The 24642-nt window shown below is 66.6% G+C and carries 31 protein-coding genes and 4 pseudogenes; 9 read left to right on the top strand and 26 right to left on the bottom strand.

The genetic code is table 11. From position 1 onward, the window contains the following. Positions 1-139: 139 nt before the first annotated feature. The 7 genes from ACV7NQ_RS37945 to ACV7NQ_RS37975 all read right to left on the bottom strand — a co-directional run bounded on the left by ACV7NQ_RS37945 (position 140) and on the right by ACV7NQ_RS37975 (position 5883). On the bottom strand, positions 140-586 hold the full coding sequence (locus ACV7NQ_RS37945; protein ID WP_463363950.1) for an SPW repeat protein: 447 nt from the start codon (positions 584-586) through the stop codon (positions 140-142). A 5-nt stretch (positions 587-591) separates the two neighbouring features. Next, positions 592-1092 (bottom strand): Hsp20/alpha crystallin family protein, encoded by a 501-nt coding sequence (locus tag ACV7NQ_RS37950; RefSeq protein WP_463363951.1) that lies wholly within the window; start codon positions 1090-1092, stop codon positions 592-594. Positions 1093-1407: 315 nt separating this feature from the next. Further along, a complete protein-coding gene (locus ACV7NQ_RS37955; RefSeq protein WP_463363952.1) occupies positions 1408-2517 on the bottom strand; it encodes an alpha/beta fold hydrolase in 1110 nt (369 codons plus the stop codon). A 335-nt stretch (positions 2518-2852) separates the two neighbouring features. Continuing rightward, the gene (locus ACV7NQ_RS37960) at positions 2853-3731 is read right to left on the bottom strand and encodes a slipin family protein (RefSeq protein ID WP_463363953.1); all 879 of its coding nucleotides are present in this window, start codon (positions 3729-3731) and stop codon (positions 2853-2855) included. Positions 3732-4349: 618 nt separating this feature from the next. Next, positions 4350-4553 carry a cation-transporting P-type ATPase gene (locus ACV7NQ_RS37965; protein ID WP_463363954.1) on the bottom strand — a complete coding sequence of 68 codons (204 nt, stop codon included), beginning with the start codon at positions 4551-4553 and terminating at the stop codon, positions 4350-4352. Between the two features lie 121 nt (positions 4554-4674). Beyond that, positions 4675-4878 (bottom strand): hypothetical protein, encoded by a 204-nt coding sequence (locus tag ACV7NQ_RS37970; RefSeq protein ID WP_463363955.1) that lies wholly within the window; start codon positions 4876-4878, stop codon positions 4675-4677. A 399-nt stretch (positions 4879-5277) separates the two neighbouring features. Next, entirely contained in the window at positions 5278-5883 is a 606-nt protein-coding gene (locus tag ACV7NQ_RS37975; protein ID WP_463363956.1) for an Rv1733c family protein, read from the bottom strand. Between the two features lie 566 nt (positions 5884-6449). Between ACV7NQ_RS37975 and ACV7NQ_RS37980 the strand changes: the two genes are divergently transcribed. From ACV7NQ_RS37980 to ACV7NQ_RS37990, 3 genes are read left to right on the top strand one after another with little or no spacing between them, the layout of a single operon-like run. Next, on the top strand, positions 6450-6803 hold the full coding sequence (locus ACV7NQ_RS37980) for a hypothetical protein (RefSeq protein ID WP_463363957.1): 354 nt from the start codon (positions 6450-6452) through the stop codon (positions 6801-6803). Beyond that, positions 6803-7057, top strand: a complete 255-nt coding sequence (locus ACV7NQ_RS37985) for a hypothetical protein (protein WP_463363958.1) — start codon at positions 6803-6805, stop codon at positions 7055-7057. The genes ACV7NQ_RS37980 and ACV7NQ_RS37985 overlap by 1 nt, the downstream gene beginning before the upstream one ends. Further along, complete coding sequence (locus tag ACV7NQ_RS37990) at positions 7057-7440, top strand: hypothetical protein (protein WP_463363959.1); 384 nt, start codon at positions 7057-7059, stop codon at positions 7438-7440. Before ACV7NQ_RS37985 ends, ACV7NQ_RS37990 begins: the two co-directional genes overlap by 1 nt. Positions 7441-7479: 39 nt before the next feature. Here the strand turns inward: ACV7NQ_RS37990 and ACV7NQ_RS37995 are convergent, their stop codons facing one another. The 10 genes and pseudogenes from ACV7NQ_RS37995 to ACV7NQ_RS38040 form a co-directional block, all read right to left on the bottom strand. After that, complete coding sequence (locus ACV7NQ_RS37995) at positions 7480-8205, bottom strand: hypothetical protein (protein ID WP_463363960.1); 726 nt, start codon at positions 8203-8205, stop codon at positions 7480-7482. A gap of 51 nt (positions 8206-8256) precedes the next feature. Further along, positions 8257-8460, bottom strand: a complete 204-nt coding sequence (gene pspAA, locus ACV7NQ_RS38000; RefSeq protein WP_463365977.1) for a PspA-associated protein PspAA — start codon at positions 8458-8460, stop codon at positions 8257-8259. A 129-nt stretch (positions 8461-8589) separates the two neighbouring features. Further along, on the bottom strand, positions 8590-8733 hold the full coding sequence (locus tag ACV7NQ_RS38005) for a universal stress protein (protein WP_463365978.1): 144 nt from the start codon (positions 8731-8733) through the stop codon (positions 8590-8592). Beyond that, positions 8722-9509: pseudogene (locus ACV7NQ_RS38010) on the bottom strand (putative PEP-binding protein); the annotation flags it as partial. The pseudogene ACV7NQ_RS38010 and the gene ACV7NQ_RS38005, both read right to left, overlap by 12 nt. Further along, positions 9482-10123 (bottom strand): lysylphosphatidylglycerol synthase domain-containing protein, encoded by a 642-nt coding sequence (locus tag ACV7NQ_RS38015; RefSeq protein ID WP_463363961.1) that lies wholly within the window; start codon positions 10121-10123, stop codon positions 9482-9484. The pseudogene ACV7NQ_RS38010 and the gene ACV7NQ_RS38015, both read right to left, overlap by 28 nt. Positions 10124-10270: 147 nt before the next feature. Next, positions 10271-10636 (bottom strand): hypothetical protein, encoded by a 366-nt coding sequence (locus ACV7NQ_RS38020; RefSeq protein WP_463363962.1) that lies wholly within the window; start codon positions 10634-10636, stop codon positions 10271-10273. Beyond that, positions 10633-11316, bottom strand: a complete 684-nt coding sequence (locus ACV7NQ_RS38025; RefSeq protein WP_463363963.1) for a phosphatase PAP2 family protein — start codon at positions 11314-11316, stop codon at positions 10633-10635. The genes ACV7NQ_RS38020 and ACV7NQ_RS38025 overlap by 4 nt, the downstream gene beginning before the upstream one ends. Beyond that, a complete protein-coding gene (locus ACV7NQ_RS38030) occupies positions 11313-13358 on the bottom strand; it encodes an erythromycin esterase family protein (protein ID WP_463363964.1) in 2046 nt (681 codons plus the stop codon). The genes ACV7NQ_RS38025 and ACV7NQ_RS38030 overlap by 4 nt, the downstream gene beginning before the upstream one ends. 42 nt (positions 13359-13400) lie before the next feature. Further along, positions 13401-14567: a site-2 protease family protein gene (locus ACV7NQ_RS38035; RefSeq protein WP_463363965.1), complete on the bottom strand. Its 1167-nt coding sequence runs from the start codon at positions 14565-14567 to the stop codon at positions 13401-13403. Position 14568: 1 nt separating this feature from the next. Continuing rightward, positions 14569-15222, bottom strand: coding sequence for a DUF2267 domain-containing protein (locus ACV7NQ_RS38040; protein WP_463363966.1), 654 nt, complete (start codon positions 15220-15222; stop codon positions 14569-14571). Between the two features lie 324 nt (positions 15223-15546). Here ACV7NQ_RS38040 and ACV7NQ_RS38045 point away from each other — a divergent pair, with 324 nt between their 5' ends. The 4 genes from ACV7NQ_RS38045 (at position 15547) to ACV7NQ_RS38060 (ending at position 17611) form a co-directional block, all read left to right on the top strand. Continuing rightward, positions 15547-15768: a hypothetical protein gene (locus ACV7NQ_RS38045; RefSeq protein WP_463363967.1), complete on the top strand. Its 222-nt coding sequence runs from the start codon at positions 15547-15549 to the stop codon at positions 15766-15768. Positions 15769-15876: 108 nt separating this feature from the next. Continuing rightward, positions 15877-16146 carry an SHOCT domain-containing protein gene (locus tag ACV7NQ_RS38050; protein WP_463363968.1) on the top strand — a complete coding sequence of 90 codons (270 nt, stop codon included), beginning with the start codon at positions 15877-15879 and terminating at the stop codon, positions 16144-16146. Positions 16147-16211: 65 nt separating this feature from the next. Beyond that, positions 16212-16547 carry a serine hydrolase domain-containing protein gene (locus tag ACV7NQ_RS38055; RefSeq protein WP_463363969.1) on the top strand — a complete coding sequence of 112 codons (336 nt, stop codon included), beginning with the start codon at positions 16212-16214 and terminating at the stop codon, positions 16545-16547. After that, complete coding sequence (locus ACV7NQ_RS38060) at positions 16499-17611, top strand: serine hydrolase domain-containing protein (protein ID WP_463363970.1); 1113 nt, start codon at positions 16499-16501, stop codon at positions 17609-17611. The genes ACV7NQ_RS38055 and ACV7NQ_RS38060 overlap by 49 nt, the downstream gene beginning before the upstream one ends. Before the next feature lie 333 nt (positions 17612-17944). Here the strand turns inward: ACV7NQ_RS38060 and ACV7NQ_RS38065 are convergent, their stop codons facing one another. Beyond that, entirely contained in the window at positions 17945-18817 is an 873-nt protein-coding gene (locus tag ACV7NQ_RS38065; RefSeq protein WP_463363971.1) for a universal stress protein, read from the bottom strand. Positions 18818-18853: 36 nt separating this feature from the next. Further along, positions 18854-18925, bottom strand: coding sequence for a universal stress protein (locus tag ACV7NQ_RS38070; protein ID WP_463365979.1), 72 nt, complete (start codon positions 18923-18925; stop codon positions 18854-18856). Positions 18926-19385: 460 nt separating this feature from the next. On the opposite strand from ACV7NQ_RS38070, the pseudogene ACV7NQ_RS38075 reads away from it, so the two are divergent. Then, positions 19386-19907 (top strand): annotated as a pseudogene (locus ACV7NQ_RS38075) (IS1634 family transposase); the annotation flags it as partial. On the opposite strand, the gene ACV7NQ_RS38080 reads toward ACV7NQ_RS38075, so the two are convergent. Then, positions 19827-19991 (bottom strand): hypothetical protein, encoded by a 165-nt coding sequence (locus tag ACV7NQ_RS38080; RefSeq protein ID WP_463363972.1) that lies wholly within the window; start codon positions 19989-19991, stop codon positions 19827-19829. The pseudogene ACV7NQ_RS38075 and the gene ACV7NQ_RS38080 overlap by 81 nt on opposite strands. A 19-nt stretch (positions 19992-20010) precedes the next feature. Here ACV7NQ_RS38080 and ACV7NQ_RS38085 point away from each other — a divergent pair, with 19 nt between their 5' ends. Further along, positions 20011-20853: an IS1634 family transposase gene (locus ACV7NQ_RS38085; RefSeq protein WP_463365980.1), complete on the top strand. Its 843-nt coding sequence runs from the start codon at positions 20011-20013 to the stop codon at positions 20851-20853. 57 nt (positions 20854-20910) lie between these two features. Here ACV7NQ_RS38085 and ACV7NQ_RS38090 read toward each other — a convergent pair whose 3' ends face one another. The 6 genes and pseudogenes from ACV7NQ_RS38090 to ACV7NQ_RS38115 form a co-directional block, all read right to left on the bottom strand. Next, the gene (locus ACV7NQ_RS38090) at positions 20911-21054 is read right to left on the bottom strand and encodes a hypothetical protein (protein ID WP_463363973.1); all 144 of its coding nucleotides are present in this window, start codon (positions 21052-21054) and stop codon (positions 20911-20913) included. 45 nt (positions 21055-21099) lie between these two features. Then, positions 21100-22518 (bottom strand): annotated as a pseudogene (locus ACV7NQ_RS38095) (IS3 family transposase). A gap of 354 nt (positions 22519-22872) precedes the next feature. Continuing rightward, positions 22873-23337: a hypothetical protein gene (locus ACV7NQ_RS38100; RefSeq protein ID WP_463363974.1), complete on the bottom strand. Its 465-nt coding sequence runs from the start codon at positions 23335-23337 to the stop codon at positions 22873-22875. Beyond that, positions 23334-23831, bottom strand: coding sequence for a hypothetical protein (locus tag ACV7NQ_RS38105; RefSeq protein WP_463363975.1), 498 nt, complete (start codon positions 23829-23831; stop codon positions 23334-23336). Before ACV7NQ_RS38105 ends, ACV7NQ_RS38100 begins: the two co-directional genes overlap by 4 nt. Before the next feature lie 76 nt (positions 23832-23907). Continuing rightward, positions 23908-24054 (bottom strand): annotated as a pseudogene (locus tag ACV7NQ_RS38110) (transposase domain-containing protein); the annotation flags it as partial. A 75-nt stretch (positions 24055-24129) separates the two neighbouring features. Beyond that, on the bottom strand, positions 24130-24582 hold the full coding sequence (locus tag ACV7NQ_RS38115) for a hypothetical protein (RefSeq protein WP_463363976.1): 453 nt from the start codon (positions 24580-24582) through the stop codon (positions 24130-24132). Between the last annotated feature and the right edge of the window lie 60 nt (positions 24583-24642).

The following is a 24642-nucleotide window of genomic DNA, read 5'->3' on the forward strand; positions in this document are numbered from 1 at the left end:
GTCATGTCCGATCGGGGATTGGTCGACGGTGACCACGACTCCCGGATTCTTGTGTGCGCTCATGTGCGTCTCCTCGGCAGAGTCTCCCTCGACCGGTGATCGCAGCGACGGGTTCGACCGCCTGTGCCTGAGCGGTCGGTCATCGCGGTGGCCGCAGCCGGGTGGGGCGACCCATCCCCAGAGCGGCGGTGCCTGAGCCCAGCACGCACACAACCGCCCCGACGACGACGTTGGACCAGATCATCGCGGTGGTGGTATGGACACCGGCGACGATCCAGGGGGAGACGATCATCCAGACCCCGAGCAGCGGTGCGACGAATGCCATGCCGTGGGTGCGGCCGTATGCGGACCCGAATGCCAACGCCAGCAATGCGATCGCGATACCGCCGACCAGGTTCGTCGCTGTCAGCGACGTCTGGCCGGCAAAACCGACGATCCAGGCGGACGCCGCTGCGTACAGTCCGGACAGCAGCATCAGCCCGTCGGCGACCTGCGCGGTGGGTTGTTCGGCTGCTTGGTCGTAGCGCTCACGCAACGCGACGATGTCGGGGTGGGTGTGGATCGGGGTGTGTGCAGATGTCGACATTGTGCTCATCTCCTCGGCGGGCTCGTGCTGGTGTCCTCGCGGGTGGCTTCCGCTTGGTTTGCGGTGACCTGGTGTACCTCGACATGCTTTTCGGTCATCTGCGATTCGGTAATCGGCATCGACACCGTGAGGATTCCGTTGGTGTAGGTGGCGTCGATGTCGTCTTCCTTCGCGCCGGTGGGCAGCGGGATCGACCGGTAGAAGCTGCCGTATCGGAATTCCGATCGGGTGCCTTCCTTCTTTTCTTCGCTGCGTTCGGCCTTGATCGTGAGTTGTCCGTCGCAGACGCTGACGTCGACGTCTTTGGCCGGGTCCACACCGGGTAGTTCGGCGCGCAGGGTGTAACGGCCGCTCTCGACGTGTTCTTCCACACGGATCATGTGGCCCTCGAGCGATGTCCACGGGGGCATCGACTCGAATCTGGCCATCAGATCCGGCCAATCGGGCATGGCAGGCAGATTCGAGAACCAGGACTGGCGTGGGCGGCGGGGAGAAAGGGTGCTCATATTCAACTCCAACAAGAAGGGAACAAATGATGACCCTTCGAATTGGACTCGCTCACTGTGCCGCGGCAGTAGGGCCGAGAGTCCTTCCCTCGAGGACGAGGGTCCTCGGGACGGGTTCCGGGGTAGGTCCGCTCCGCTGACGTGACACGAGCAGGCACCGGCCTGAAGCGGACGCCAAGACACGACGCCGATTGTCGAACCACCGCCCCGCCGGGAGTAATCTCCCCTCCCGTCTCGGACGCGGGCGATCGGCAGAACAGCGTAGGGTCTGGAGACCTCGCCCGTGAAGTTCTGTGATGTCCGCTGCCGGTGTCGTTAGACGCCGTGGGGCCCCGGACTTTGTGTCCTTGACGGTGTGATGTCCGTGATCGTTGTGCCGTTGGGTCGGGTGGCGGTGGAGTCGGGTCTGGTAACTGGTTCGCGGATCACGTTGGTGATGAGTTCGCCGAAGGCGTGGGGGTCGTCCATGAGCCAGGTGTGTCCGCCGGGCACGGTGATGGTGTGCGGGTCGCCGAGGGCGGTCTGCAGTGACATCGAGGTGGATTCGGGGATGACCGTGTCTCGCTTGCTCCAGACCACGAAGATGGGGAGCCGGCGTTCGGCGAGCGCAGCGAGTTCGGAGGCCAGGTTGGCGGTTCGGGCGAGGTGGGCGACTTCCCGTACCGCGGTCGGGTTCCGCAGCATGTTCGGCACCGCATCGCGCAAGATGACCGGCAGGACCCGGGTCAGTTGGCGGCCGGGGAGCAGGTCGGCCCGCAGGTGCAGGCCCCAGTCCCACAGCGGACGTTCGCGCAGCGCGCGTACCACTCCACGGCCGTCGGTCCACGCCGAACCGCCGATGGAGTTTACGAGTACGAGCCGCTCGGCGAGGTCGGGTAGATCGTGGGCGGCTTTGATCGCGACGCCACCGCCGAAGGAATGCCCGACCACGGTCACCGGCCGGGGTAGGCCGATCGCGTCGGCGAAGTGGCCGACCCACCGGGCGTAACCGGCGAGGGTTCGCTGCTCGGCCGGCAGGCTGGCGGTGCCGCCGAACCCGGGAAGGGCCGGGGTGTACACGCCCATTCCCATTCGGATGAGCTGTTCGAGCGGGCGGGCATAGGCTGATCCGCCGAGTCCCCAGCCGTGCAGGAAAAGCACACGAGGGCCGCGCCCGCCGACCGCGTAGCGGGCGGTGCGGCCCTCGACCAGGATCGACCGCCACCGCAGTCGTTCAGAGCGGTGGCGTGGTGACCGTTTCGCGTTCGTACCTTCCGGCACACGGAGATCGGGTGAAGCGAGTCCCCGGAACTCGAGCAGTGAGAACAGTGGCGCCAGTCCGGCTGCGGCGTCGACGGTTCGATCGGCAGGCACGCCCGGGACCGCCGCGGCGACGGGAACTCCGGCAGGCCGGAAGCGCTGGAGAAAGTCTCGGCACTGCGGCATCTGAACTCCTGACGTCTCGACTGTGTCGCTGTTCAGTTCGAGGCTGCAGCGTCACGAATGGTTCTGCTTTCCGGCCACCACAAAAAGCGAGCTGGTCCACATCGAGAATCGCCGGTAGCTCTATCCGGTCGGAAGGGCGCAACGTCCAGCATGTCGGGGTCGCCGGTCTCTCGATCCAGGGACTTTCGGCACCGTCCGATCGGACGCTATGCGGCATGCCGCTCCCGCTCCAACACGTAGTTCGCGAATATCATCGGACGAAAATCCTTGGCGCCGTTGATATCCGGCGTGTTCCACACTGCCTGAGCCGCAAGGTCTGGTGGATCTGCGGCGGGTCAGTCCGGCGTATGCGCCTTGACCGCAGCGCTCGCCGTCCCGTTGTGTATCGGTGTCGACACCGTCGGGGTCGTCGGCGGCGTATGGGCGGTAGGGGTCAGGGTCGTGGAGGCGGTGGTTTCGCGGGCGAAGAAGGCGCCTATGTCGCCGATCGCGCTCATCAGTGGTGCCGGGAACACGACGGTGGTGTTCTTGTCGACGCCCAGTTCGAGGAGGGTCTGCAGGTTGCGTAGTTGCAGGGCCAGCGGGTGGGCCATCATGGTGTCGGAGGCGTCGCCGAGTGCTGCTGCGGCCATGGATTCGCCTTCGGCGGCAATGATTTTGGCTCGCTTCTCCCGTTCGGCTTCGGCTTGGCGGGCCATGGCCCGTTTCATGGTGTCGGGCAGTTGGATGTCCTTCAGCTCGACCAGGGTGACTTCGACACCCCACTCCAGAATGGTGGTGTCGAGGATCTGCCGGATGTCGGCGTTGATGGTGTCGGTCTCGGCCAGTGCTTGGTCGAGGGTGTGCTGCCCGACGACTTTGCGGAGCGTGGTTTGGGCGATCTGGTCGATGGCGGCGTAGACGTTTTCGATGGCGACGACCGATTTCTCGGCGTCGACGACACGGAAGTAGGCGACGGCGGAGATGTCTACGCTGACGTTGTCGCGGGTGATGATGCCTTGGGATTGAATCGGCATGGTGATGATGCGCATCGACACCTTCCACAGCCGATCAATCACCGGGATGATGAACCGCAGCCCCGGGTCGCGGACTGCGATCACGCGTCCGAGACGGAACAACACTCCTTTTTCATACTGGGTCACTACCCGAACCGACAGCCACAGCACGATCAGTGCCACGATGAGCACTGCGAAAGCAATCACGAGTGCATTCACAACTTCTCCCTATCGACTCGAATTCGGGTCGGCATCTGAAAACGGGGGATTGACAGTGTTACCGACAATGCCGACGTGGCGACCACCAGCGGCCGGCTCGACGCGGATACTCACGACGATCGCAGCTCGCCATCTTCAGAATGCGGCCCGCGTACACCGATTTCACAGTGCCGAACGGCACCGCCCGCTGGGTACTTCGTCGCCGGGGGCGAAGAAGCCCGGCAAGCCTTCTGGATTTGAAGAACTGAATTACCACGTGCGGGCGGGCCACGCGTTGGATCGCTTCGGCGAGGAGTTCGCGGTGATACTGCTCGCGACCCCGTAGTTCGCGGCGGAGGTCGGTCTCGTGCTCGAGATTCACGATGGCTTCACGATAGGCATGCTCGGCGCGGGTCAGCCACTCCACCGTTTCATCGGCCGATGGTGCGACGTCGCTGTGGGGCAGAGTCCGAATGGCTGTGGTGGACTCATCGCGGCACCAGCAGGTAGATCACCAGCGCGGCGGCGAGCGCCCAAAAGGCATCCGGTGGCGGGAAGCGGCGACGGTCTTTCACGAGGTGACCGAATCCGCTGCCGAAAGCCCGCTGCGGCTGTTGCCCTCGAAGCGCCCGTTCGGTGCTAGGGCAATAGGTCCTCGTCGAGGGCATATCGGAAACTCGGGCCCCACAACGCGGTGATCGCGTGGTCGGCGCGCACCGCCATATCGGTCCAGTCGCCGGTACCGATGGTAAGTGCCGCCGCTACCAGCAGCACCACGATCAGGGGGTCCCGAAACTGGACGATCACACGCTGCCACAGCCGTACCGGCGTCGGCTGCGGCAAGACATTGGGACCATCCCGCGCGAGGCGGGCCGGCTGCCTCCTCCGACGACAGCCCTGCCGACCGTGCTATCGGTACGATTCGATGTTCGGTCAACTCACCCACCTATCTGCCGTTGGGCGGTCAATTCGAGCCGGTTGGCTGCACCGGGAGATCCGCGGTGGCGGCCCGACGTAGCAATTCGGCCCCGGCGGCCCGGTGCAGCAGCTCGAGGACCTCGTCGTCGGAGGTTCGACCGAACTGCGAATACCATTCGCCGACAGTGGAAAGATTCGATGGTGTCCGCAGGCAGATCACGTCGTCGGCTACCCCGGACAGTTCGGCCATTACCGCGCGTGCCCCCACCGGGACGGCCAAGACGATGCGTGGCGCCGTGGGCTTTGGCGATCTGGCTGGCGGCTCTATCGGTGGCACCGGTCGCGATTGCGTCGACGACGATGACCGCGGTACGCCGGGCCAACGGAATTCGCGGGCACCCTTCCCGAACTCGGTCGACCTGGCTGTGCAGTTCGTCGCGCATCTGATGTTCTACCGCCGACATCTGCGCAGCGGGTGTCTTGCCCGTGCAGGGACCGCAGGCGCAGCCCCAGTTGACGCCCCGCATCGAGCCGATCGGTGAACGCCATCGGGAGACCGCCTGTTCGATCTATTCAGACTCGGGTTCGGGTCGCGCCCACCGATAGGTCCTGGTGTCGCCGATGCGAGGGTCGTTGGCCCCCAACGTCCTCACCGCCGGTCTTTGCCGGTCCGCTGCGTGATCTGCCGCCATTCCTGTTCCCAGCGGGTGCGGCGGCGAGTTCCCAGCACCCAGGCGATGGCCGAGATCAGTACTAGGGCGCTGCCCCAGATTTCGATCAGAACGGCCAGGCCGACCCCGATCCCTTTGCCGACGGCAACGCTGGATCTCTGCGGCGGACCGGTCGGACTGCCGTCCGGGGCGAGCCACACCGTGACCTCGTCGCCGCGGGTCGCGGTAGCCGGGACTTCGATCGTCGCCGTGCCGGATCGGCCGTCCTGATTCCACCGCACCGGCGCCTCGGAGTGGTCCTCGGTCATCTCCGACCGCGCCGACACCACCACAATCCGCTTCGATTCCCCCGTAATTGTGCCTGTCAGAGCGACTTTTGCCGCATTATCGGAGCTGGTCCGCGCCGCCGCGGCGGTATAGCCCACAGTCCCCGCCGCACCCGCGACCGGAACGGCGACCAGCATCACCACGGCGGCCAGCATCCAGACCAGCGCCTCGATTCGATCCGATACACGCATCAGCGGATTGGTATTCCACGGTCGCGCCTGCCATGCGCGGACCAACAGCGACGGGTACTGCGACACCCGGGTCACCTCTTCTCGACGGCGCCGCCACCTCGGTGAAATCGTGGCCGACTCCTGGTTCGAGCATCTCGCTCGGCGCCCTCGCTCGGCAGAGACAAAGGTCACCGCGTTGCCGAGTCCAGCGGCCCCATCCGAGGCCTCCGCACCGGGTTTCATTCGGGCCCAAAGTCACCCGAGTAGAGGTCGCGGTGATGGCCGTACCGGTGCAGGTGGTCCACGCAGGTACCGATATCTCCACCATCGCCACCGAGATGCTCGCCGAACGGCTGCGTTCCCGATCGATTTCCACCTCGACTCCACCTGTATCAGTGGCTAGCCGCAGCCTGTCGGCGACGTTGGAATCGTGTGGCCCGCCCGCAGTGGATCGAACGGCGGTCGTAGGGCCCTGCCGTGAGCGACTTGTGGCACTTCTGTCGATGTCTGCGGCCAGTCGAGACTTGATCCCAATCCTGGACGGAGTTCCCATTGGCGACGGTCGAAATCGCGGTGCCACGGCCACTGTGCGATGTGCAGATGGTGATCCGCGCGGAGTATGTCGAACTCGTGGCGCGCAGCCGATCGGAGCCGTGGTCTTCGCGCACGGCAGCGGAAGCAACTGGCACAGCGAGCACAACCGATTGGTCGCCGGAATGCTGGCAAGTCAGGGCCTGGCAACGCTGTCGATCGATCTGCTGACGCCGCACGAGTCGACCGACCGTGCGACGGTCTTCGATGTCGAACTGCTGGGCGGTCGGCTCGCCCCGGCGTGGCGGGCGCTGCGGACCGTACCGGTCTGTTCCGGGCTGCCGTCGGATACTTCGGCGCCGGGTCGGAGGCGCCGGTGGCCCTATGGGCTGCGGCCGAACCCGGGGACGGCATCCGCGCTGTCGTCGTGCGCGGCGGTAGGCCGGATCTGGCGGGAGAGCGGCTGGTCGATGTGATGGCACGAACGCTGTTCCTCGTCGGCGGGCACGATCGGCGCGTGCGTGCGCTGAATTATCGAGCGGCAGCAGTGATGCGGTGCGAACACCGCATCACCGAACTGGCCGCGCCCGGCCCCGTCTCGATCGAACGGCGGCGGTCGGAGTGGGCGGCCTACCTGGCGGCCCTGTGGTTCGCCGAGCACCTGACCGCGCCCGCGCTGGCGCAGGCCACATCCCGGTCGTCGTTCGAGTACCCACCGTTGGAGGAATAATGGGCAGGCTCTCTGATCTCAGCCCGACCGAACGTCGGCTCATCGCCAGGAAGGCCGTGGACGACCTCGGTTCGGCCCGCGACGACCACACCCTGCTGCGCGTTCGCTGCGGCCGCAGTCACCACGTCGCAACGGTTTTCGACACAGCGCTGGGCGAGGTATACGAGTCGTCGGTCGGCCCGCATGCCCATGGGCAGCGCGATTTCATCGACGAGGCGCATCGCGCGAGTCGGCACGGCACCCGCTACACCGACATCTTGCGCGGCGACCGCTTCACCACGGACCTGGTTCCCGCTCACTGCGGGTGCGGCATGCTCGAACTGTCACGAACCGAGCTGCGGCACGCCATTGACGCGTATCGGCGCACGATCCAGTTGACCTGATCGCCTGTGGCGGAGGCCGGTTATCCTCGCGGCCGGCGGTCAACCAGGTCGGCGCACCGTGAACATGTCGATCAGTGGCCGTCGCGGAGTGGGCGGTGATTCCTGCTCGGCCGGTGCGGTGCCGACACGGATGAGAACCTGCGGCACGCCCGGGTGAGCGATCAGACGTGCCAGAACTTTTCGGCCCGCGGTTGTCTCGGTAATGTGGGTGAGCGCGCAGGTGGTCAGCCCGAACACGGCGCATTCCAACAGGAACGCTGAGAGCGCTTCTCCGGTATGCAGCCATTCCGGCACGGTTTCACCGGGTGAGCTGAGTACCACCACCCGGGCGCAGTCTCGGAGGTCAGCGCGGCGCATCGAGTGCGCGACGGATGGAAACGTGCGCGCGACTCCGACCCGGGCGGCCTCGGCATCGGAGATCATGGCTGAGCGCGGAACACCCTCGGGCAGCTGGGAATGCCCGGTCCACCAGCGCAATTCGGTCTGGTACAGCATGTCGTACCGATGCAGCGCCGCGGCAAGACTCGCCCAGCTCGATCCCCACCGTTTCCGGACCCGCACCGGCAGACCTGACAACCTGTTGGCAGTGCTGCGGCCAAGCAAGGGATTCGGCCGATGACGCGGCTCGCGGGCGTGGAACAACGGCCCTGTAATCAGAGACGTCGGAACCTTCCCGACGGGTGTCGTCGATCGCCAGTCTGGATAGGTCTCCGCGGCGATGAATACCACATAGACCAGCCCGAACAGGAACATGGTGAGCGCCATGTGCGCGGTAATCGGGGCGGAATCGGGTGCGCATGATCGGCTATCCCGGGATCAGGCTGTCGCCTCGCAGCAGCGCCTGTACCTGGGCGGGGTATCGGCGGCGGGTAGGACGAGATCGGAGGCGATCAGGGCATCGTCGGCGAGTGCGACGCCGCGGTAGCGCACGGTGTCGAGCAGTTGGTGCAGCGTCAGTGCGAAGCCTTTGTCGTCACCGGAGTCGGCCGCGGCGAGCAGCTGGTCGTCGAGGAACTTCAGTTCCTCGGTGTAGCGGTCGGCGACCGAGAAGCGGTAGGTGAACTCCTTGTCGGGGCGATGTCGGGGCTGGCGAGTGCCGCGCCGTCCATATCGTTGCGCAGCGCGATGCCGTGTGAGACGGGAGCGAGCTCAGTGTGGGTGGACGACCATGACCGGGCAATAGGCTCGCTGGATCAGTGTGTTGCTGGTGGAGCCGAGCAGCAGTCCGCGGAATCCGCCACGGCCGCGGCTGCCGACGACGACCAGCTGCGCGGACTTCGACCAGCGGTGCAGGCCGCGCTGGCGGCCCAGCGGGCTCTTGTCGATGAGTTCCAGACACGCTTCGAGCTCCCAGCGGGTGCGCACGAAGGGAATCATCAAGTGCAGGTTCGGGGTTCGCTCGCGGACCCGGGCGAGAGCGGCGAGTTCGAGTGCGAACATCTCGGGTTCGCGGACGTAGCGGTAGCAGCCGCGGTAACCGATCATCGGGTTGTGTCCGACCGGCTCGTAGCGGCTGCCGCCCTCGAGGGCGCGGAATTCGTTGCTGCGCAGATCGGTTGCCCGGTAGACGACCGGTCGGGGCTGGAATGCCGTGGTGATGCGCAGCAGTGTTTCGGCCATGTGGTCGACGAAGAGGCGTTGCTGGCCGCGCGCGATAAGGTCCCGGGGGTGCCGACCGCCGAGCGCCTGGATCAGTAGGGTTTCCGCGCGCAACAGGCCAACGCCGTCGACGTCGCTCGCGGCGACGCGCTCGGCGGCCTCGGGCAGTGCGAGATTGACGTAGACCCGGGTGGCGGTGGTCTCCGAAACGGCAGCGGGCCGGGGGCCGAAACGGCCGCGACGGTGGCGCGGGCCGAGCTCGATTCCGGTTCTCCGACACGGACTTCGCCCGCCGAACCGTCGACGGTCACGATGGTGCCGTTGCCGAGCGCGGTGGTGGCTGTGCGCGCGCCGACGACGCAGGGCACGCCGAGCTCGCGCGCCACGATGGCGGCGTGACAGGTCATGCCGCCGCTGTCGGTGACGACGGCCGCGGCGCGGGTCAGGGCGGGCAGCCAGTCCGGGTTCGTACGAGTTCGCGCATGCTGCGGCACAGTTCGGTCATCTGCGTCGCATCGCCGCTCGCTGCCAGGGCTGCGGTGTGCAGGCGATCCAGCTCCGCGTCGTCGGGCCCGTCGGCGATCACCTGTTCGTAGAACGAGCGCAGAATCACGAAACCCGGTGGCACCGGCAGTTCGGCCGCCACCAGCTCACCCAGATTCGCTCCCTTGCCTCCGGCCTTGTCCGCGTCGGCGAGCCGCAACTCGTCGAATCCCGCGACATAGTCGCCCATTTCGACTCCGATCTTCGAATCGATGAGATGCAGGACCGCACCCGTGGCCACCAGCGGGGCGACAGCGGCCATGGCGGTGGCTCTCGACAGCCCGGATCGCTCGAGATAGCGCTCGTTGACGGCGGTTCCGCCGATACCGTAGGGCATCAATCGGTTGGCGAACGACGTCGCCAACTGCACGTTCATCGTGCGGCCGAATGCCAGCCGACGCGGACTGGCACCCATCAAGGCGAGAGTGGCAGCCGCATAGGTGGCGGCCGACATCACCACCGCCCCCGCGAACCATTGCCATTGCGCGTCATCGAGTGTGGCGATGGTCCGGCCGAGCTGACCGACCTGTGGCAGCAACACATAGGTCGCGAAGACCGTCGCCGCGCAGCCGCCGCCATCGCCGCAGCGACCGCGGCGTGCCCGGATACGAAGCCGAGCCCGCGCTGTGTGTGCGCAAGTTGAGCTCGTTCAGCAGGACGTCGGGACGCGCCCGCCCGATCAGCGACTTCACCAGAATGGCGAGCACGTAGGACAGCACCCGGCGGCGGCGATATCGCGAGCCAGCCGGACCTGCCGCGCCACCAGCGCCGCGACTGCCGCGACACCGACGGCGCCGATCGTGCCCAACTGCATGATGACGAACAGCACCGGCATGACCCAGGAGGGCAGATCGTTGATCACCCGGAACAGGTCCACATCCTGTCTGGGTACCTCGGTGTGCCGGGCGATCAGCGCCGAAACCGACAATGCCACCAGGCCGAGCACTACTCGGATCGCGTCGCCCATGTGCCGCTCGACGATCCCGGGATAGCGCGGTTCATCGTCCGCACCCGTCGCCTGCGAGGCGACAGCGGATATCGTTTCGGCCGTCATCGTCTCTCGTTATGTCGACCAGGGGAGTTCGGCTCGGAAAATTGGGAGGATGGACCCCACGCGGTCACGTTGTCGGCCGTCGCCTCGGTGCCACGCCCAGCACGACATTGACCAGCCCCACCCAGTGCGAGACCGGCCGCCGCGCCACCGAGCACTTCCAGCGGCGTGTGCGCGCCCAGATAGATCCGCGCGGCCGCCGCCACCTCCGCAGCCACGACGACGACCAGCCACAGGCGACGACTCAGATACGGGCCCAGCAGGGCGACCATACCGAAGAGGATCACCGCGTGATCCGAGGGGAACGACATGCCCGCGGTCGGCACGTCACGCAAGATCGCCCCGGGTATCACCGCACCTGGCCGACCACGAACCACGAGTTCCTTCAAGACATCTCGTTCCACCACGAGTTTGGCGGGCACAAGCAATACCAGGCCGGTCGCGAGCCGGAATCTGCCCACGACGAGTGCCGCGACCGCCACGATCAACGGAGCGCCGAGCACGCCGAGCAACTGAATCGCCCACAGCGGGCGGTAGAACGGATCGGGCAGCGAATTGAGGCGAACGAACAGCGCGCGGTCGGCACGGTCGATCAGCGCGGACCTGGTGGTGAGCACGCACAGCGCGGTCAGCGCCACACCACCGACGGCGAGGCACAGGTCGGGTGCGATCGTGCGCCTCACAGTCCGGTGGGGTAGGACTCCGGGATGGTGCCCTCGATCCAGTGACTTGTCGGCTCGAGTGGTTCCAGTGCGGTGGTGCGGTCGATGTGGATGAGCGCGTCGAACTGATCGGCCGGGCGGGTATAGAAGTAGTGGCTCTGGCGTTCGGTGCCGGGGCGGTAGATGACGCCGATGGCTCGTTGCAGCCGGGGGTGGCGCAGGATGTCGACGGCTTCGCCCGGGGTGTCCATGCGGAGCAGGAATTCCGGGTTTCCGATGTCGTGCAGCAACTCCTCCACACTGGTAGGCAGTGCGTGACGGACATTTTCGCGAATCGCCGGTCCACCCCAGTCCTGCGCGGCGGTGACCGTGCCGGTGCAGGTGCTGAATCCGACCGACCGGCAGCCGGCACCATGCCGCTCACGAATAACTTGGCCGAGGGTCAGCTGGCCCTCGCCGCCCATCTCGGTGGCGCGGGCATCGCCTACGTGGGAATTATGCGCCCAGACTACGATTCGAGCCGCCGGGCCCGCGCCGTCGATGGACTGCTCGCCATACCGGTACAGGTGGCCGATCAGTGCGTCGAGGGTGTCGGCCATATGCTGGTCACGCAAGTTCCATGAGGACACCCGGTCGCCGAACATGGCCCGGTAGTAGGCCTCGGCATCGCGGACCGACCACGCGTTGCGCAGCGCGTCGAACTGCTGGTCGGCGGCGAACGGCGCGAGATCACCGGTGGCGAGGGCGTGGCGCTGCAGCTCGATCAGTTGCCGGATCGCCTGTGCCTCACAGGATTTGCCCGCGCCGAACGCGGCGGCGAAACCGTAGACCTGGCCATTGTCACCCGCGACGTGGTCGAAGCAGCCGTAGCGGGTCCTGGCCCGATGCGCCGCCTGCGGATCCACGCGGTCGAGGTAGCGCACGACCTCCTGCATCGAGCGATGCATGCTGTAGAGGTCTAGCCCGTAGAAGCCGGTGCGCGGTGCGTGGTTGCGCAGTTGTTCGTCGTTGTGCGCCAGCAGCCAGGTCACGAAGTCGCGGACCACGGTGTTGCGCCACATCCAGGCCGGGAACCGCTCGAACCCGCGCAGGGCCTCCTCGGCGGTGTGGTCGGTGCCGCGGCCGTGCAGGAAGCGGTGCACCCGATAGGCGTCGGGCCAATCGGCCTCGGCGGCGACGGCGGTGAATCCCTTCTTCTCGATCAGCCATTTGGTGATCTCCGCGCGGGCGGTGTAGAACTCGTGAGTGCCGTGCGAACTTTCGCCGATCAGCACGATGTGGGCGTCCCCGATCAGGTCGTCGAGGACATCCTCGGGCGGGATGCCCGCGGGCGCGTCGATCACGGCGGCGCGGATGGTCGCCGCGGCGTCGATGCGGGGGACGGCGGTGCCGGTGGTCGACATGGCCAGCAGGGTCCGCACCTGCTCGTCGGTGACCTGGGTGAAGTCCCAAAACGACTCGCCGACCGCATGGAACGGGGAAGACATTGTCGCGCAAACCATTTCGTCGACCGCTGCGCCGAGCTCCCGGCAGGTCGATTCGGGTGCGGCGGGCACCGCGACGACGATCCGCTCCGGTTCACCCGCCCGGATGGCCTCGATGGCGGCGAGCATGCTCGCGCCGGTGGCGAGTCCGTCGTCCACCAGGATCACGGTTCGCCCGGCCACCTCGATCGGGCCGCGATCGGCTCGATAGCTCGCCTCACGCCGGGCCATCTCCTGTGCCTCGTCGCGGGCGATCCGGCGTACTTGGTCGGCGGTGAGTCGCAGGGCGCGCACCATGTCGTCGTTGAGGACGATGCGGCCGCCGGATGACAGCGCGCCGATGGCGAATTCGGGATGTCCGGGGGCGCCGAGCTTGCGCACCACCAGGGCGTCCATCGGCGCGCCGAGTGCCGCGGCGACCTCCCACGCGACGGGAACCCCGCCGCGCGGCAGGCCGAGCACCAGTACATTCCGATCGCCTCGGTAGTGTTCGAGCAGTTCGGCCAGCACCCGGCCCGCCTCGTGCCGATCACGGAAGATCCGCGGTGGCACATCGTGTTTCGGCTCCGCCTTGGTCATCGTGCAGCTCCTAGGAATGTGGCCGGTGGGCCGGTTGTCTGGTTATCGAGCGATCGTCGGTGGCCGCCGTCGGTGCGATCGCCGGACCGGCAGGCCGAGGGCGCTGCGATGACAGGCCAGGGCCAGGTCCGTCGCCGTGACCACACCGGTGAGCCGCCCGAGCGGATCCACCGCGGCCACGAGATCGAGCTCGGGGCGCAGCACCGCCCGGGACGCCGCGGCGCTGAGCAACTCGTCCTCGATGACCGTGGCGGCCGCGGGCAGCGGCCGGGCCACCGCGGCGACCCTGGCCGACATGCGCGTGCCAGCGGGCAGTGCGGTGAGATCCGACCAGGACAGCACGCCGATCGGTCGCCCGGCGCGATCTGTCACGGGGAACACCCGATGGTCGGTGTGGGTCACCGCCGAGCCGAGCAGTTCGGCCACCGTCCAGGTGGCCGGAATCGCCACCGGCTGCTCGGTCATCACGTCGCGAATGCGGATGTCGCCCAACTGATGTCGAAGTCCGGCGGAAACCAGTTCGACGTTGGCCGACGCGTACAGGAACCAGCCGACCGCGATCAGCCAGATCCCGCCCGCGTTATCGGTCAGCAGCAGCTCCGCCACGCCGAGCATCAGCAGGCCGAGCCCGACCACTCGGCCGCTGCGTGCGGCGATGGTGGCCGCGCGCAGTTGGTCGCCGGTCGCGCGCCAGATGATGGCGCGCAGCACCCGGCCGCCGTCGAGCGGTGCGCCGGGCAGCAGATTGAATACGGCCAGCACGACATTCGTCACGGCAAGCCAGACGAATACGCGCAGCAGTGCCTCGCCCCCGGCGGTGCCGACCGCGGCCGCGATGCCGAGGAAGAAGGCGCCCAGCGCGAGACTGGTGAGCGGTCCGGCCAGCGCAACGCGTAGATCCGTCCGCGGATCCTTGGGTTCATCGCCCAATTCGGACACTCCGCCGAGCAGCCACAGCACGATCCGCTCCACCCGGATACCTCTTCGTCGCGCGACGATCGAATGCGCGAGTTCGTGGGTCAGCAACGAGGCGAACAGCGCGACCGCACCTGCGGCGGCGATGAACCAGACCGCCCCGGTGTTAGTCGAGCTGTCCGCGAGCGCACGTCCGAGCAGCCAGGTGAACAGGCCGAGGGTGACCAGCGCCGACCAGTGCGCGCCGATCCGGATGCCCGCGACACGGCCGAAGAAAATGGTTCCGCGTAGCATGTCAGCGCTCTTGCGAGCGCGCGCCGACCAAGCCCTCGGCCAGCAGCAGGCGGTGGGCCTGCTGTGCGGCCGAAGTCATTCGCGTGTCGTCGGATTCGTCCACCGGAAGTCGTTCCAGACCGTGCGCGAGCACGGCCACCGCATCGCCGAGCGCTTGGACTCGGTACTCGAGGGTGCTCAGCCGATCGGGCTTCGGCGGCGCGGGGACGAGCTGCTGCTGATCGACCTCGGGTCGCGCACCGCACAGGACACCGTGGAGGTGCATAGGCAGCACCGCGAAGATCCGGTTGAGCTGGCCGGGGGAGAAGAGGTCCTCCAGCGCGATGGTCACCGCGCCCGTGACGGGGCCGACCTCGTCGGGGGCGATCTCCGCCTCCCTGGCGAATTGTTTGACGAATGCGTCGATGCCGTGCGGGACCGGCACATGGCTGGGCACCCAGCCCTCGTAGTAGGTCCCGCGCAGGATCTCCGGCAGTTGCGCGCTGAGGTGGGCCGAGCTGCTGACGCTGATGCGGTCGCGCACGGTGTGCAGCCAGGCGCGCAACGCGCGGTAGGCGAAGACGCGATCGTCGGTGTCGAGGCTGTCGGCGACCGCGCGCACCCATTCGTGCGCGGTCTGTACGACGGATGCGAAGGGATCGTCGTTGTGCGGCATGGCTGGTCCTCCTGGATGCACTCCGGATCTCGTACCGCTCAGTCTGCGATGTAGATGGTGCTGTCCACAGGGCCGAAGGTTGCCGCCCGCCGGGGCGATAGTCCTGTGTTTGCGACGGTCGCACCTGGTCCACCGGGAGTCGCCGGATCTGGAATCGCTCGGTGTGTGCCGCGGATGGGCCGAAGGTCGTGTGTGGCCCGGCTCTGGAATACGAAAGACCTCGAGTATCAGGGTCTTCATGCTGATAGCGCGGCTGTTCAGCGCGCCCGCCGCCGACCTGCTGTGGCTTGCGGCCGTGGTGGTCGCGGTGATTCCGGCACTGGTGTGGGTGGCCGCGGGTCTGCGCAAGGGCGCTACGGCGCCGATCTGCTCGCGGTGGTGGCGCTGGTCGGAGGGGCAGCGGTCAGTGAGTTCTTCGCGGGCTCGCTGATCGCACTGATGGCCGCGACCGGGCGGGTGCTGGAGGCCTATGCCGGACGCCGGGCCGGGCACGATCTCGCGGAGTTGTTGCGTCAGCTGCGGCTTCTGGGCCGTTTGTACCCGTAAGACAGGGCGATCGGCCCTGTCGACGCGGTGTCCGCGAGCGGACAGTGTTGCTACCTGCCGAACCGGTCCGCAGCATGCGCCGGTTCGTGATTTAAGGAGATGCCCGAGATGATGTATTGGTACGACCACGATCTCAATGGGTGGGGCTACGCCTGGATGAGCATCGGAATGGTGTTGTTCTGGGGTCTGCTGATCGCCGCGTTCGTGGTGGTCGTGCGCCTGATCACCCGCTCCGATCACCCAGCGTCGACCGGCCCGGCGCTACCGACGGCGGAGCACCTGCTGGCGGAACGCTTCGCACGCGGCGAGATCGATGAGAAGGAATACGTGAGTCGGCTCGAGACGCTACACGCGCATGGCGCGGGGTCACAGCCATAAAACACTGATGACAGCGGCGGTCGCAAGCTGATGCCACGTACTCGAGGTCGTCGAATGAAGTTGCTGTGTCGGTAATCGAGCGAAATGCCGTGGCGGACCGAGTCGACGAGCTACTGGCTCGCAGGCCGATGGTCGGCTCGGCCTTGACGGTGGTGCGAGCGGGAGAGTTGGAGTTCTTCTCCGGCAACGGCTTTGCCGACCTCGACTCACGAACGCCGATGTCGGAGCACACGGTGTTGCGGGTCGCGTCGATCACCAAGACGTTCACCGCGATCGGGGTTATGCAGCTGGTGCAGCGTGGCCTGATCGAGCTCGACCTCCGGCCGAAAGGTACTTGCGCGCATTCCCTCTCGTGCCCGCCGACCCTGATTTTCGGCCCGCCACCGTGCGCCATCTGCTGACCCACACCGCGGGGATCGGTGAAACAGCCCATCCCGCACGAGTTTTGCGGCCGGATTTCGGCGAGAGCGTGGATCCGAGCACGCAGATGTCAGCTCTGGCGGACTACTACCGAGACGGCCTGCGCCTGCGGTGGGCGCAGCCCGGAACCCGGTGGACCTACTCCAACCACGGATTCGCCACGCTCGGGCAGATCATCGAGGACGTCAGCGGCATCCCGTTGGCGCAGTACCTGCGCGAGAACATCTTCCGGCCACTCGGCATGACCGATACCGACCTCGAGCTCACGCCGAGCATGCGCGCCCGCTTGGCGACCGGCTGCCACCTGCGCGGCAACGGACCGCGCGTCATCGCACTGTGCGAGATGGTGACCGCCGGAGCCGCGTCGGCCTACTCGACGCCTCGCGACATGGGCCGCTACCTGGCGGCGCTGTCCGGCGGCGCGGCCAACGAATTCGGCGCGGTGCTCGAACCCGGGACGCTGGCAACGATGTTCGAGCCGCAGTATCAGCCGGACCGGCGGATCCCGGGGATGGGACTGGCCTTTTTCAGGGGTATTGCTGGCGGTCGTCGAATCGTCGAACATCACGGCATCCTGCCCGGGTTCGACTCCCAGATCTGGGTCGCGCCCGACGACGGGCTCGCGATCTTCGCCTGCACCAACGGCGCGCACCGCGCGATGTTGTGGCTGCCCGCGGAGGTTTCCGAGCTGATGAACGACCTCCTGGGGGTGTGTGCTGAGGCGATTCGAACCGACGTCGGTCACCATCCCGAGATCTGGAACGAGATCTGCAGCTACTACCGCCTGCCCGGCGCGCTCACCGATCTTCGTACCCGTTCCATGATCGGCGTGCAGGTCCGGATCCATGCCGGTAGGCCGGTGCTGCGGCTGTTGACCCCCATCCCGAGCCTGCTGCGCGGATTGCCGCTGTACCCCGACGACCCCACCGATCCATGGGTGTTTCGGGTCGACCTCACCCCTTCGGCATCGGTACCGGCCGGATCGTGTTCGGGCGGGACTCTGCGAGTAGCGCGATGCGCATGCATTTCGATCTGGTCCCGATGACGCTGCTGCGCCTCGGAGACCGGTAATCCGATAACCCAGTAACCCGGAACGGTTGCGGATCCGATGGGTGCTTGCGCTGGACGGTGGCGGTGCTCGGGGTCGCCGTGGCGTCGATATGGAGAACCTTTGCCGGTAGGGCTGCGGCCCTACAGCTGAACTCAGCTGAGGGGCCGCATCTCAAGAATGTCGGCAAACGTCAGGCGTGGTGTCGCGCGTTCGTTCGGATCGGTCTCCGGTGCGGTACCGACCCATGCGAACGCGCCACCGGTGGATTCTTCGGGCAGCTGCCCGGTCACGACAGGTGTGGCCGGACAGTGCGGGGCGGCGTCGGATTCAGGGGCGGGCGATGATGAGGGGGCAGTCGGTGGCGTGTAGGACGGTTTGGCTGACCGAGCCGAGGGTCATGCCCGCGAAGCCGCCACGGCCGTGGCTGCCGACCACGATCAGTTGCGCGTCCGTGGATTCGGCGAGTAGGCGTCGGGCCGGTCGGTCCTCGACGATCACGCGCTGCACCTCGAGGTCCGGATATTTCTCCGCGTAACCGGCCAGGCTCTCGGACAGCAGTCCCTCGGCTTCTTTCTGCATATCGGCACGGGAGATGAAGCGGTTGAATTCGGACCAAGCGAGCACCGCGCGCAGGGTGACATCGCGATGAACGGCTTCGTCGAAGGCGATCTCGATGGCGCGGACGCTGGTGGGGGAGCCGTCGACGCCGACCAGCACGGGCCCGAGCACCCGGTCCGGTGTGTAGTGCTCGGGTTCGGGGATGACCGCGACCGGGCAGTGCGCGTGCCGGGCCACGGCGGTGCTCACCGAGCCGAGGAGGCCGCGGCGGAAGGCGCCGAGGCCGCGTGCGCCGACGACCAGCAGGCGCGCGTCTTTGGAGCGGTCGAGCAGCACTGGGATCGGTGGTGCCTCGACTACATAGGTGGTGATGTCGAGGTCGCCGACGGGTGCGGCTGCGGCCGTGGCGAATTCGCTGGCGGCGGCGACGGCCGCGGCACCGGCTGTTCGATAGGTGTCGTAGTCGATCTGGTTGAAGGCGATTCCGGGACCGAAGTCCATCGGGACGCCGATGCCGTACACGATGTGCAGGGGCGCGCGGTGGTGGACGGCGTCGACGGCGGCCCAGCGCACGGCCTCGGCGGCGGCCTCGGAGCCGTCGATGCCGACGAGTACGGGGGGATTGATGGTGTTGGCGGACATATAATTCGTTGCCCTTCTGGGTGGCTGGGTTGATGCTTACTGCGGGTGGACGACCATGACCGGGCAGTGCGCGGTTTGCACGAGCGCGCTGCTAGTGGAGCCGAGCAGCGCAGCCCATCAGACGGCCAGGTCGGTCGCTTCCGAGCCGTCGATACCGACCACTATCTCGGCCGACGCCAGCCGGTGTGGATCATCGTGGTGCTGGATGCTCATGAGCGGTGTCTCTTCCGGTTCCGATAAATCAGCTACCTGAAGATTAGGAATCCGAGGCCCTCCGGCACGCCTGGCGTTGGTCCCGAACCGCAGGGCCCAAAGGCCGCTCATTCCTACGCGTCATTAGCGCTCGGCTCCGTTATATGCATATATGCGGCGCGCTGGCACATGTTTCCTCGCTGCGCTCATGGCAAGGCATATGCCCTAGCGGGAGTTTCCGGGCTATTTGAAACCTGACGGTTTGATATCAGCGATGACACCGGCCTGATCTGCGGATTACCCGCGTGTCAGGCCGGTCTTTCACACCAAATACGCGGCATGGACGTTCGCGCGGCGGCTCGGCGTCGCCGAGACGATCGACGAGGTCGTCGGTACCCGCCGGTCGGACGCGGCCGCCTCGGTCGGCACCTATCTGCTGCTGGCTGCGATGAATCGGCTGGTGGACCCGTGTTCGAAGCTCGGGTTCGCGGACTGGTGGAAGACCACCGCCGCCGACCGGTTCACCCGGATCCCGACCGCCGTGTTGGATCACCGCAGATTCTGGGACGCGATGCACACCGTCGACCTCGATGACCTCGCCGTCATCGAAAGACGTTTGGCGGCAAGGATAGTCGAGCAGTTCGGGGTGGATATCTCGGCGTTGGCGTTGGGCATGACCAACTTCGCCACCTACATCGACACCGGCAACGACAAAGCCCCGATCGCGCAGCGCGGCAAGGCCAAACAGAAACGCACCGACCTGCGCCTGGTCGGGCTCGGTCTGGTCGTCACCCGCGACGGCGGAATCCCACTGGTCTCACACGCCTACCCCGGCAACCGCCCCGACGTCACCCAGTTCGCCACCATGATCGACCTGCTCACCGCCCGCCACGCCGCGATCGCCGACCACCTCGGCACCCCGACTGCCCCCGAGATCACCGTGGTGTTCGACGCCGGAGGAGAACTCGACCGCCAACTTCACCCACCTGGACCGATCCGGCCTGGCCTACGTCGGATCGGTCCCGCCCTCGGACTGCGCCGACCTGCTCGCACTGCCTGCGACCGACCGCACGATCGTGGACGCCGACCGGTTCGCCGGTCTGACCGCCCTGCAGACACACCGCACTGTATACGGCACCCAACGCCGCACGATCCTGACCCACTCACCCACGCTGCACGCCGCGCAAACACGCGGACTCGACCAGACGATCGCCAAAGCCGAAGCGAAACTCACCGACCTGGCCGACACCCTCGCACGCGGCAAAACCCGCCGCGACCGCGACCAGGTCACCACCGAGATCACCCGGATCCTCGCTAACGCGTGGTTGCGCCGGGTCATCGACTGGGACCTGACCGGCGACACCCCCGCCGAGCACCACCTGAGCTGGCAGATCAACACCACCGCCCGCGACGAACTGGAAACCGAGATCTTCGGCAAACGCGTTCTGATCACCGGCCGCGACGACTGGCCGGTCGCCGCCGTGGTCGCCGCCTACCGATCCCAGTCCGACGCCGAGTTCGCGTTCCGTCAACTCAAAGACCCTCACGCCGTGTCGTTCTCACCGATGCACCACTGGACCGACCACAACATCCGCGTCCACCTGTTCACCTGCGCCCTAGCCCTGCAACTGGCCCACCTCATGCGCCGCCACGCCCACCAGGCCGGACTCGACATGTCGGTACGCGAACTGCTCGACCACCTCGCCGGCATCCAGGAAACGGTCCTGATCTACGCCTCCACCGGCGGCCGCCCCAAAGCCCGCCGCATGCTCACCGAAACAACAACCACCCAGGACAAACTCATCGAAATCTTCGACCTCAACCGCATCGCCCCCAAGAGTTAGGTCATACACCCGAACGCCACGAAGACCACCTCCGACCTGCCATAACGGGAGTCTGTCTCAAGCTAGCCCGGAAACTCCCGCTAGGACCTGCTCGATCATCTCGTCTTGGCCGGGGAGGGTGTACCACTGCGTCGTGGTCAACGCGGCGTGGCCGAGCACGGCCTGGACATGCGTCAGCGGCAACTCGGGATCGGCGGCCATTCGGTGGGGCGGAATTTGTCAAGCCGAATGAGACCGCTGGGTGTGTTATGCGGCTGAGGTATCGGTCTCCTGGGTGTTGTCGTCGGCGGGTCGGTTGATCCAGACGGTGTGGGGCAGGTCGAGGATCTTCGGCGGTGTTGTGGTGGCGAAGCGGTGCGGGTGTCGGGCGCGGGCCGCGTCGAGCACGGTGCGCCGGTCGGCTGCTTTGCCGGTGGCCAGCCCGTAGTGGACATCGGCGGGTGTGTGTAAGCCGATGCCGGTGTGGCGGTGTTCGTGGTTGTACCACTGGGCGAATGAATCCATGAATTGTCTTGCCTCGGTGAGTGTTCCGAAGCGTTCAGGGAATTCCGGCCCGTATTTCAAGGTTTTGAACAGCGCCTCGGAAAAGGGGTTGTCGTTTGACACCCGCGGCCGGGAATGCGACCGGGTGACCTCGAGGTCTGCGAGCAGCGCTGCGACGGTCTTGGATGTCATCGAGGTGCCGCGGTCGGCGTGCACGACCTGCGGGACGGGCGTGGACACCGAAGATCTCCTTCATCAATTCCGTTGCCAGAACACCGGATTCGTGAGTATGGACATGGACACCGACGATGTAGCGGGAGTAGATGTCGATCATCACGTAGGCATCGAAATATTGGCCTTTGATCGGGCCGGCGAGCTTGGTGATGTCCCACGAATACACCTGCCGGGGCGCGGTGGCGACCAGCTCCGGACACACCTTCGCAGGGTGTCGCGCCAGTCGTCGGCGTTCGCCGACTTGCCGGTTTTCTCGCAGCACCCGATACATCGTGGACACCGAACACAGGTAGACACCCTCATCGAGCAGCTGGGCGTAAATCTGCAGCGGCGCCAGGTCGACGAACCGGTCGCTGGTGAGCACCGCCAGAATGCCCGCTCGTTCCAGGATGGTCAGCTTGTTAACCGGGTCCGGAGGCGGTGTCGTGGACATCGCCACAGTGAGCGCGGCGGCGGCCTTGCCCCGGCGGATCGCGGTTGAACGCACCAGCCCGGTCAACGACGCCGCTTGCCGGGTGGGCACCCCCACGGCGGTCAACGCCGTATACGCGGCGGTCAACGCTTCTTGCGCTGCTCGTCGGAATCCGCTCTCTCGGAAAGGTTTTCCAAGAGAGCGTGCGCTTTTCCCATAATATCCAGGGCGGCCTCGGTGGTCGACAGGCGCTTGTTCAGCCGGGCGTTCTCCCGCGTCAACCGGGCGATCTCGGATTGCTCGGCGGTCAGCTTGCCGATCTTGTCGCTGGGCTTGCGGCCCGCGAGCACCCCGGCGTCACGCTGCTTGCGCCACTCGCTGATCAACGACGAGTACAGGCCCTCACGCCGCAGATACCCACCGCCGTCGCCGTGCTCGACAGCGGCCTCGTAGGCCCGAAGATGAGCGAGCTTCTCGGCCGCGCTGAACGCGCGGCGCCGCTTGGGCTCGTCGGCTCGTGGCCCCGGTGAATCCATCCGTCCATTGTGGCCCCCGATCGTTGAGGTCCTCGTGCTGGTGGTCATGAAGAAGTTGATCCGTATCTCGCCCTGCGTGTCAGGCCGATTTGCTGTTAACCAGTGGACTCAACTCAGCCTGACACGCAGGGGGGCCGCGCTGTGCCTTGTGCCCGCAGTGACCGTGTGCGGTCGGGTTCGTGTTGCGTTTGAGCTGGGGTGGCTCGGCGGGCGGAGTTTGCGGCGGAGGTCGTCGCCTGTGTAGCGATAATCCTCGAAGGTCTATGTCTGACATCACTTTCGCGTGGGGTGTCGGCATAGCCCAATGCCGGGTAGTTAAGCTCTGAGGCGGTTTGTCAAGGGGGAGAGGGATTTTCAGGTTGCGAGCGTGTAGGTTGCGAGGCCGGTCTTATGGAGCAGTCCACGGTGGAACAGTTGCGACAGTTGCACGCACATGCTGTTGATGTTGGTCAGTCCGAGGTGCTGGGCGATTTCCCGTCCGTGCCAGTGGCGTTGGGGGTCGGTGTTGAGCAGGGCCACGACACGTTCCTTGCGTCCGGTCGCCGTAGGCGGTGGCAGCGGCGTTTCGGGCGGTGTGCCGCTGGGACGGGCCGCTGGCGCGGCGCTCGGCGGTGTGGGCTCGGTGTCGCGGTCCGGTGTGGGCGAGAGGCGTGGACCGGCCGTTTCCGGTTCGGCTTCTTCGATGGTGATGTCGAGAGCCGTGATGTTTTGGCTGGTGGAGGGCCTGTCGTCGTCTTGGCGGGTGTGGTAGCGGGAGATCGGTGATTTGACCTTGCGGGTGCTGACCCGCGGCCAGCGGGCCTCGAGTAGGTCACTCAACAGGCGGCGTCCGATGGCGCCGACGAGGTCGGCGGTATCGGTGACCACGGCGGCGGCCGTGACCAACTGGTCGCGCGCGGCTTGGAAGAACTGTGATGTGGGCCTGGATGATCCGCACCGCCACGATGCCGATCCGCGACCGGTGGGAGCCGTCGGACAGTCGCTCGAGCATCGGTGGGCGGCGACTGTTCTTGATCCGGCCCAGCACCTCCAGCGCCGGTGGCGACGACGTCGGCGAGAAAGGTGTTGGAGTCAAAGCCTTTGTCCCACAACACCAGCATGTCCGGTTTCAGCAGGTGCAGCAGACGTCGGGCATAGTCGGTCTCGCCTGCGGCGGTGGGCCCGAACACCGCACCCAGTATTCCCCGGGTACCGGTCTCCACCAGCGTCATCAGCTCCAGCATCGGATACCCGGCACGGGCCGAACGGCCGAGCCAGGCCCGGTTGCGTTCGGTGTCGGGCACCTTCTGCGAGGTGCAGCCGTCGAAGGACACTCCTCCGATAGCGGCCGAACCTCGCCCCCGGAGTTCTCGGTTGGGCCAGCGGACCGGCAAGCACTTCGAACAATGCGCGCATCGGGGAGGCACCGACCCTGCGGCGCAGGTCACACAGCGCTTTGGGCGTCGGGCACGCCGGTGCGAGCCCGCCCAGCGCCGCGGTCATCTTGGCACACACCAGCCGATACCCGACCTCGGGGAACAGGCACATCGCCAGCAGGAAGTAGACCCCACCCGCGACGGCAGACTACGCAGCCGCCGCTGAACAGCCCGCGTCTCGGGCGGTCTTCGGCCCCTACGCCACCCGGATCGAACCGGCGGTTCGACCTGGCCAGTCTGGAAGACGCGGTTGTTCTCGCAGCCGATTTGGCCGCAAACGTTGGCTGGCGGTGGCCAGGAACACCGCTGCTGACCCGACGGCGTGCTCGAGGTGACGTTGCCGGATCCACGCACCGTCGAAACCAAGGCCCTCGCCGTACTCGAACAGCTGCAGCGTGTCCTCGAGCCCGGCGTAGGGGTCGTCGTCGGGATAGTTGCCCGGGGTCAGGAACGACAAGGTCCTGATCAGTGGTGTTGCGGTGCTGTACAGGTCGCCGTAGAGCAACGCGGAGTCTTCCAGCAGTCGGCGAAGCATCCTTTGGCGGCGCGTAGCGATCCGGGTTTCTTCGACGTCTCCGCTGTCGGCGGTGAATACATGGTGCACGGTGTGTGGGTCGATGAACGGGCCGGACGAATCACCGATCGTCATCGGCATCTCCATATGCGTACCTTCTCCGGGCCATCGCCAGAGTGAATATCTGGACTGCGA

The organism is Nocardia sp. Tas62D01 (assembly GCF_055232035.1).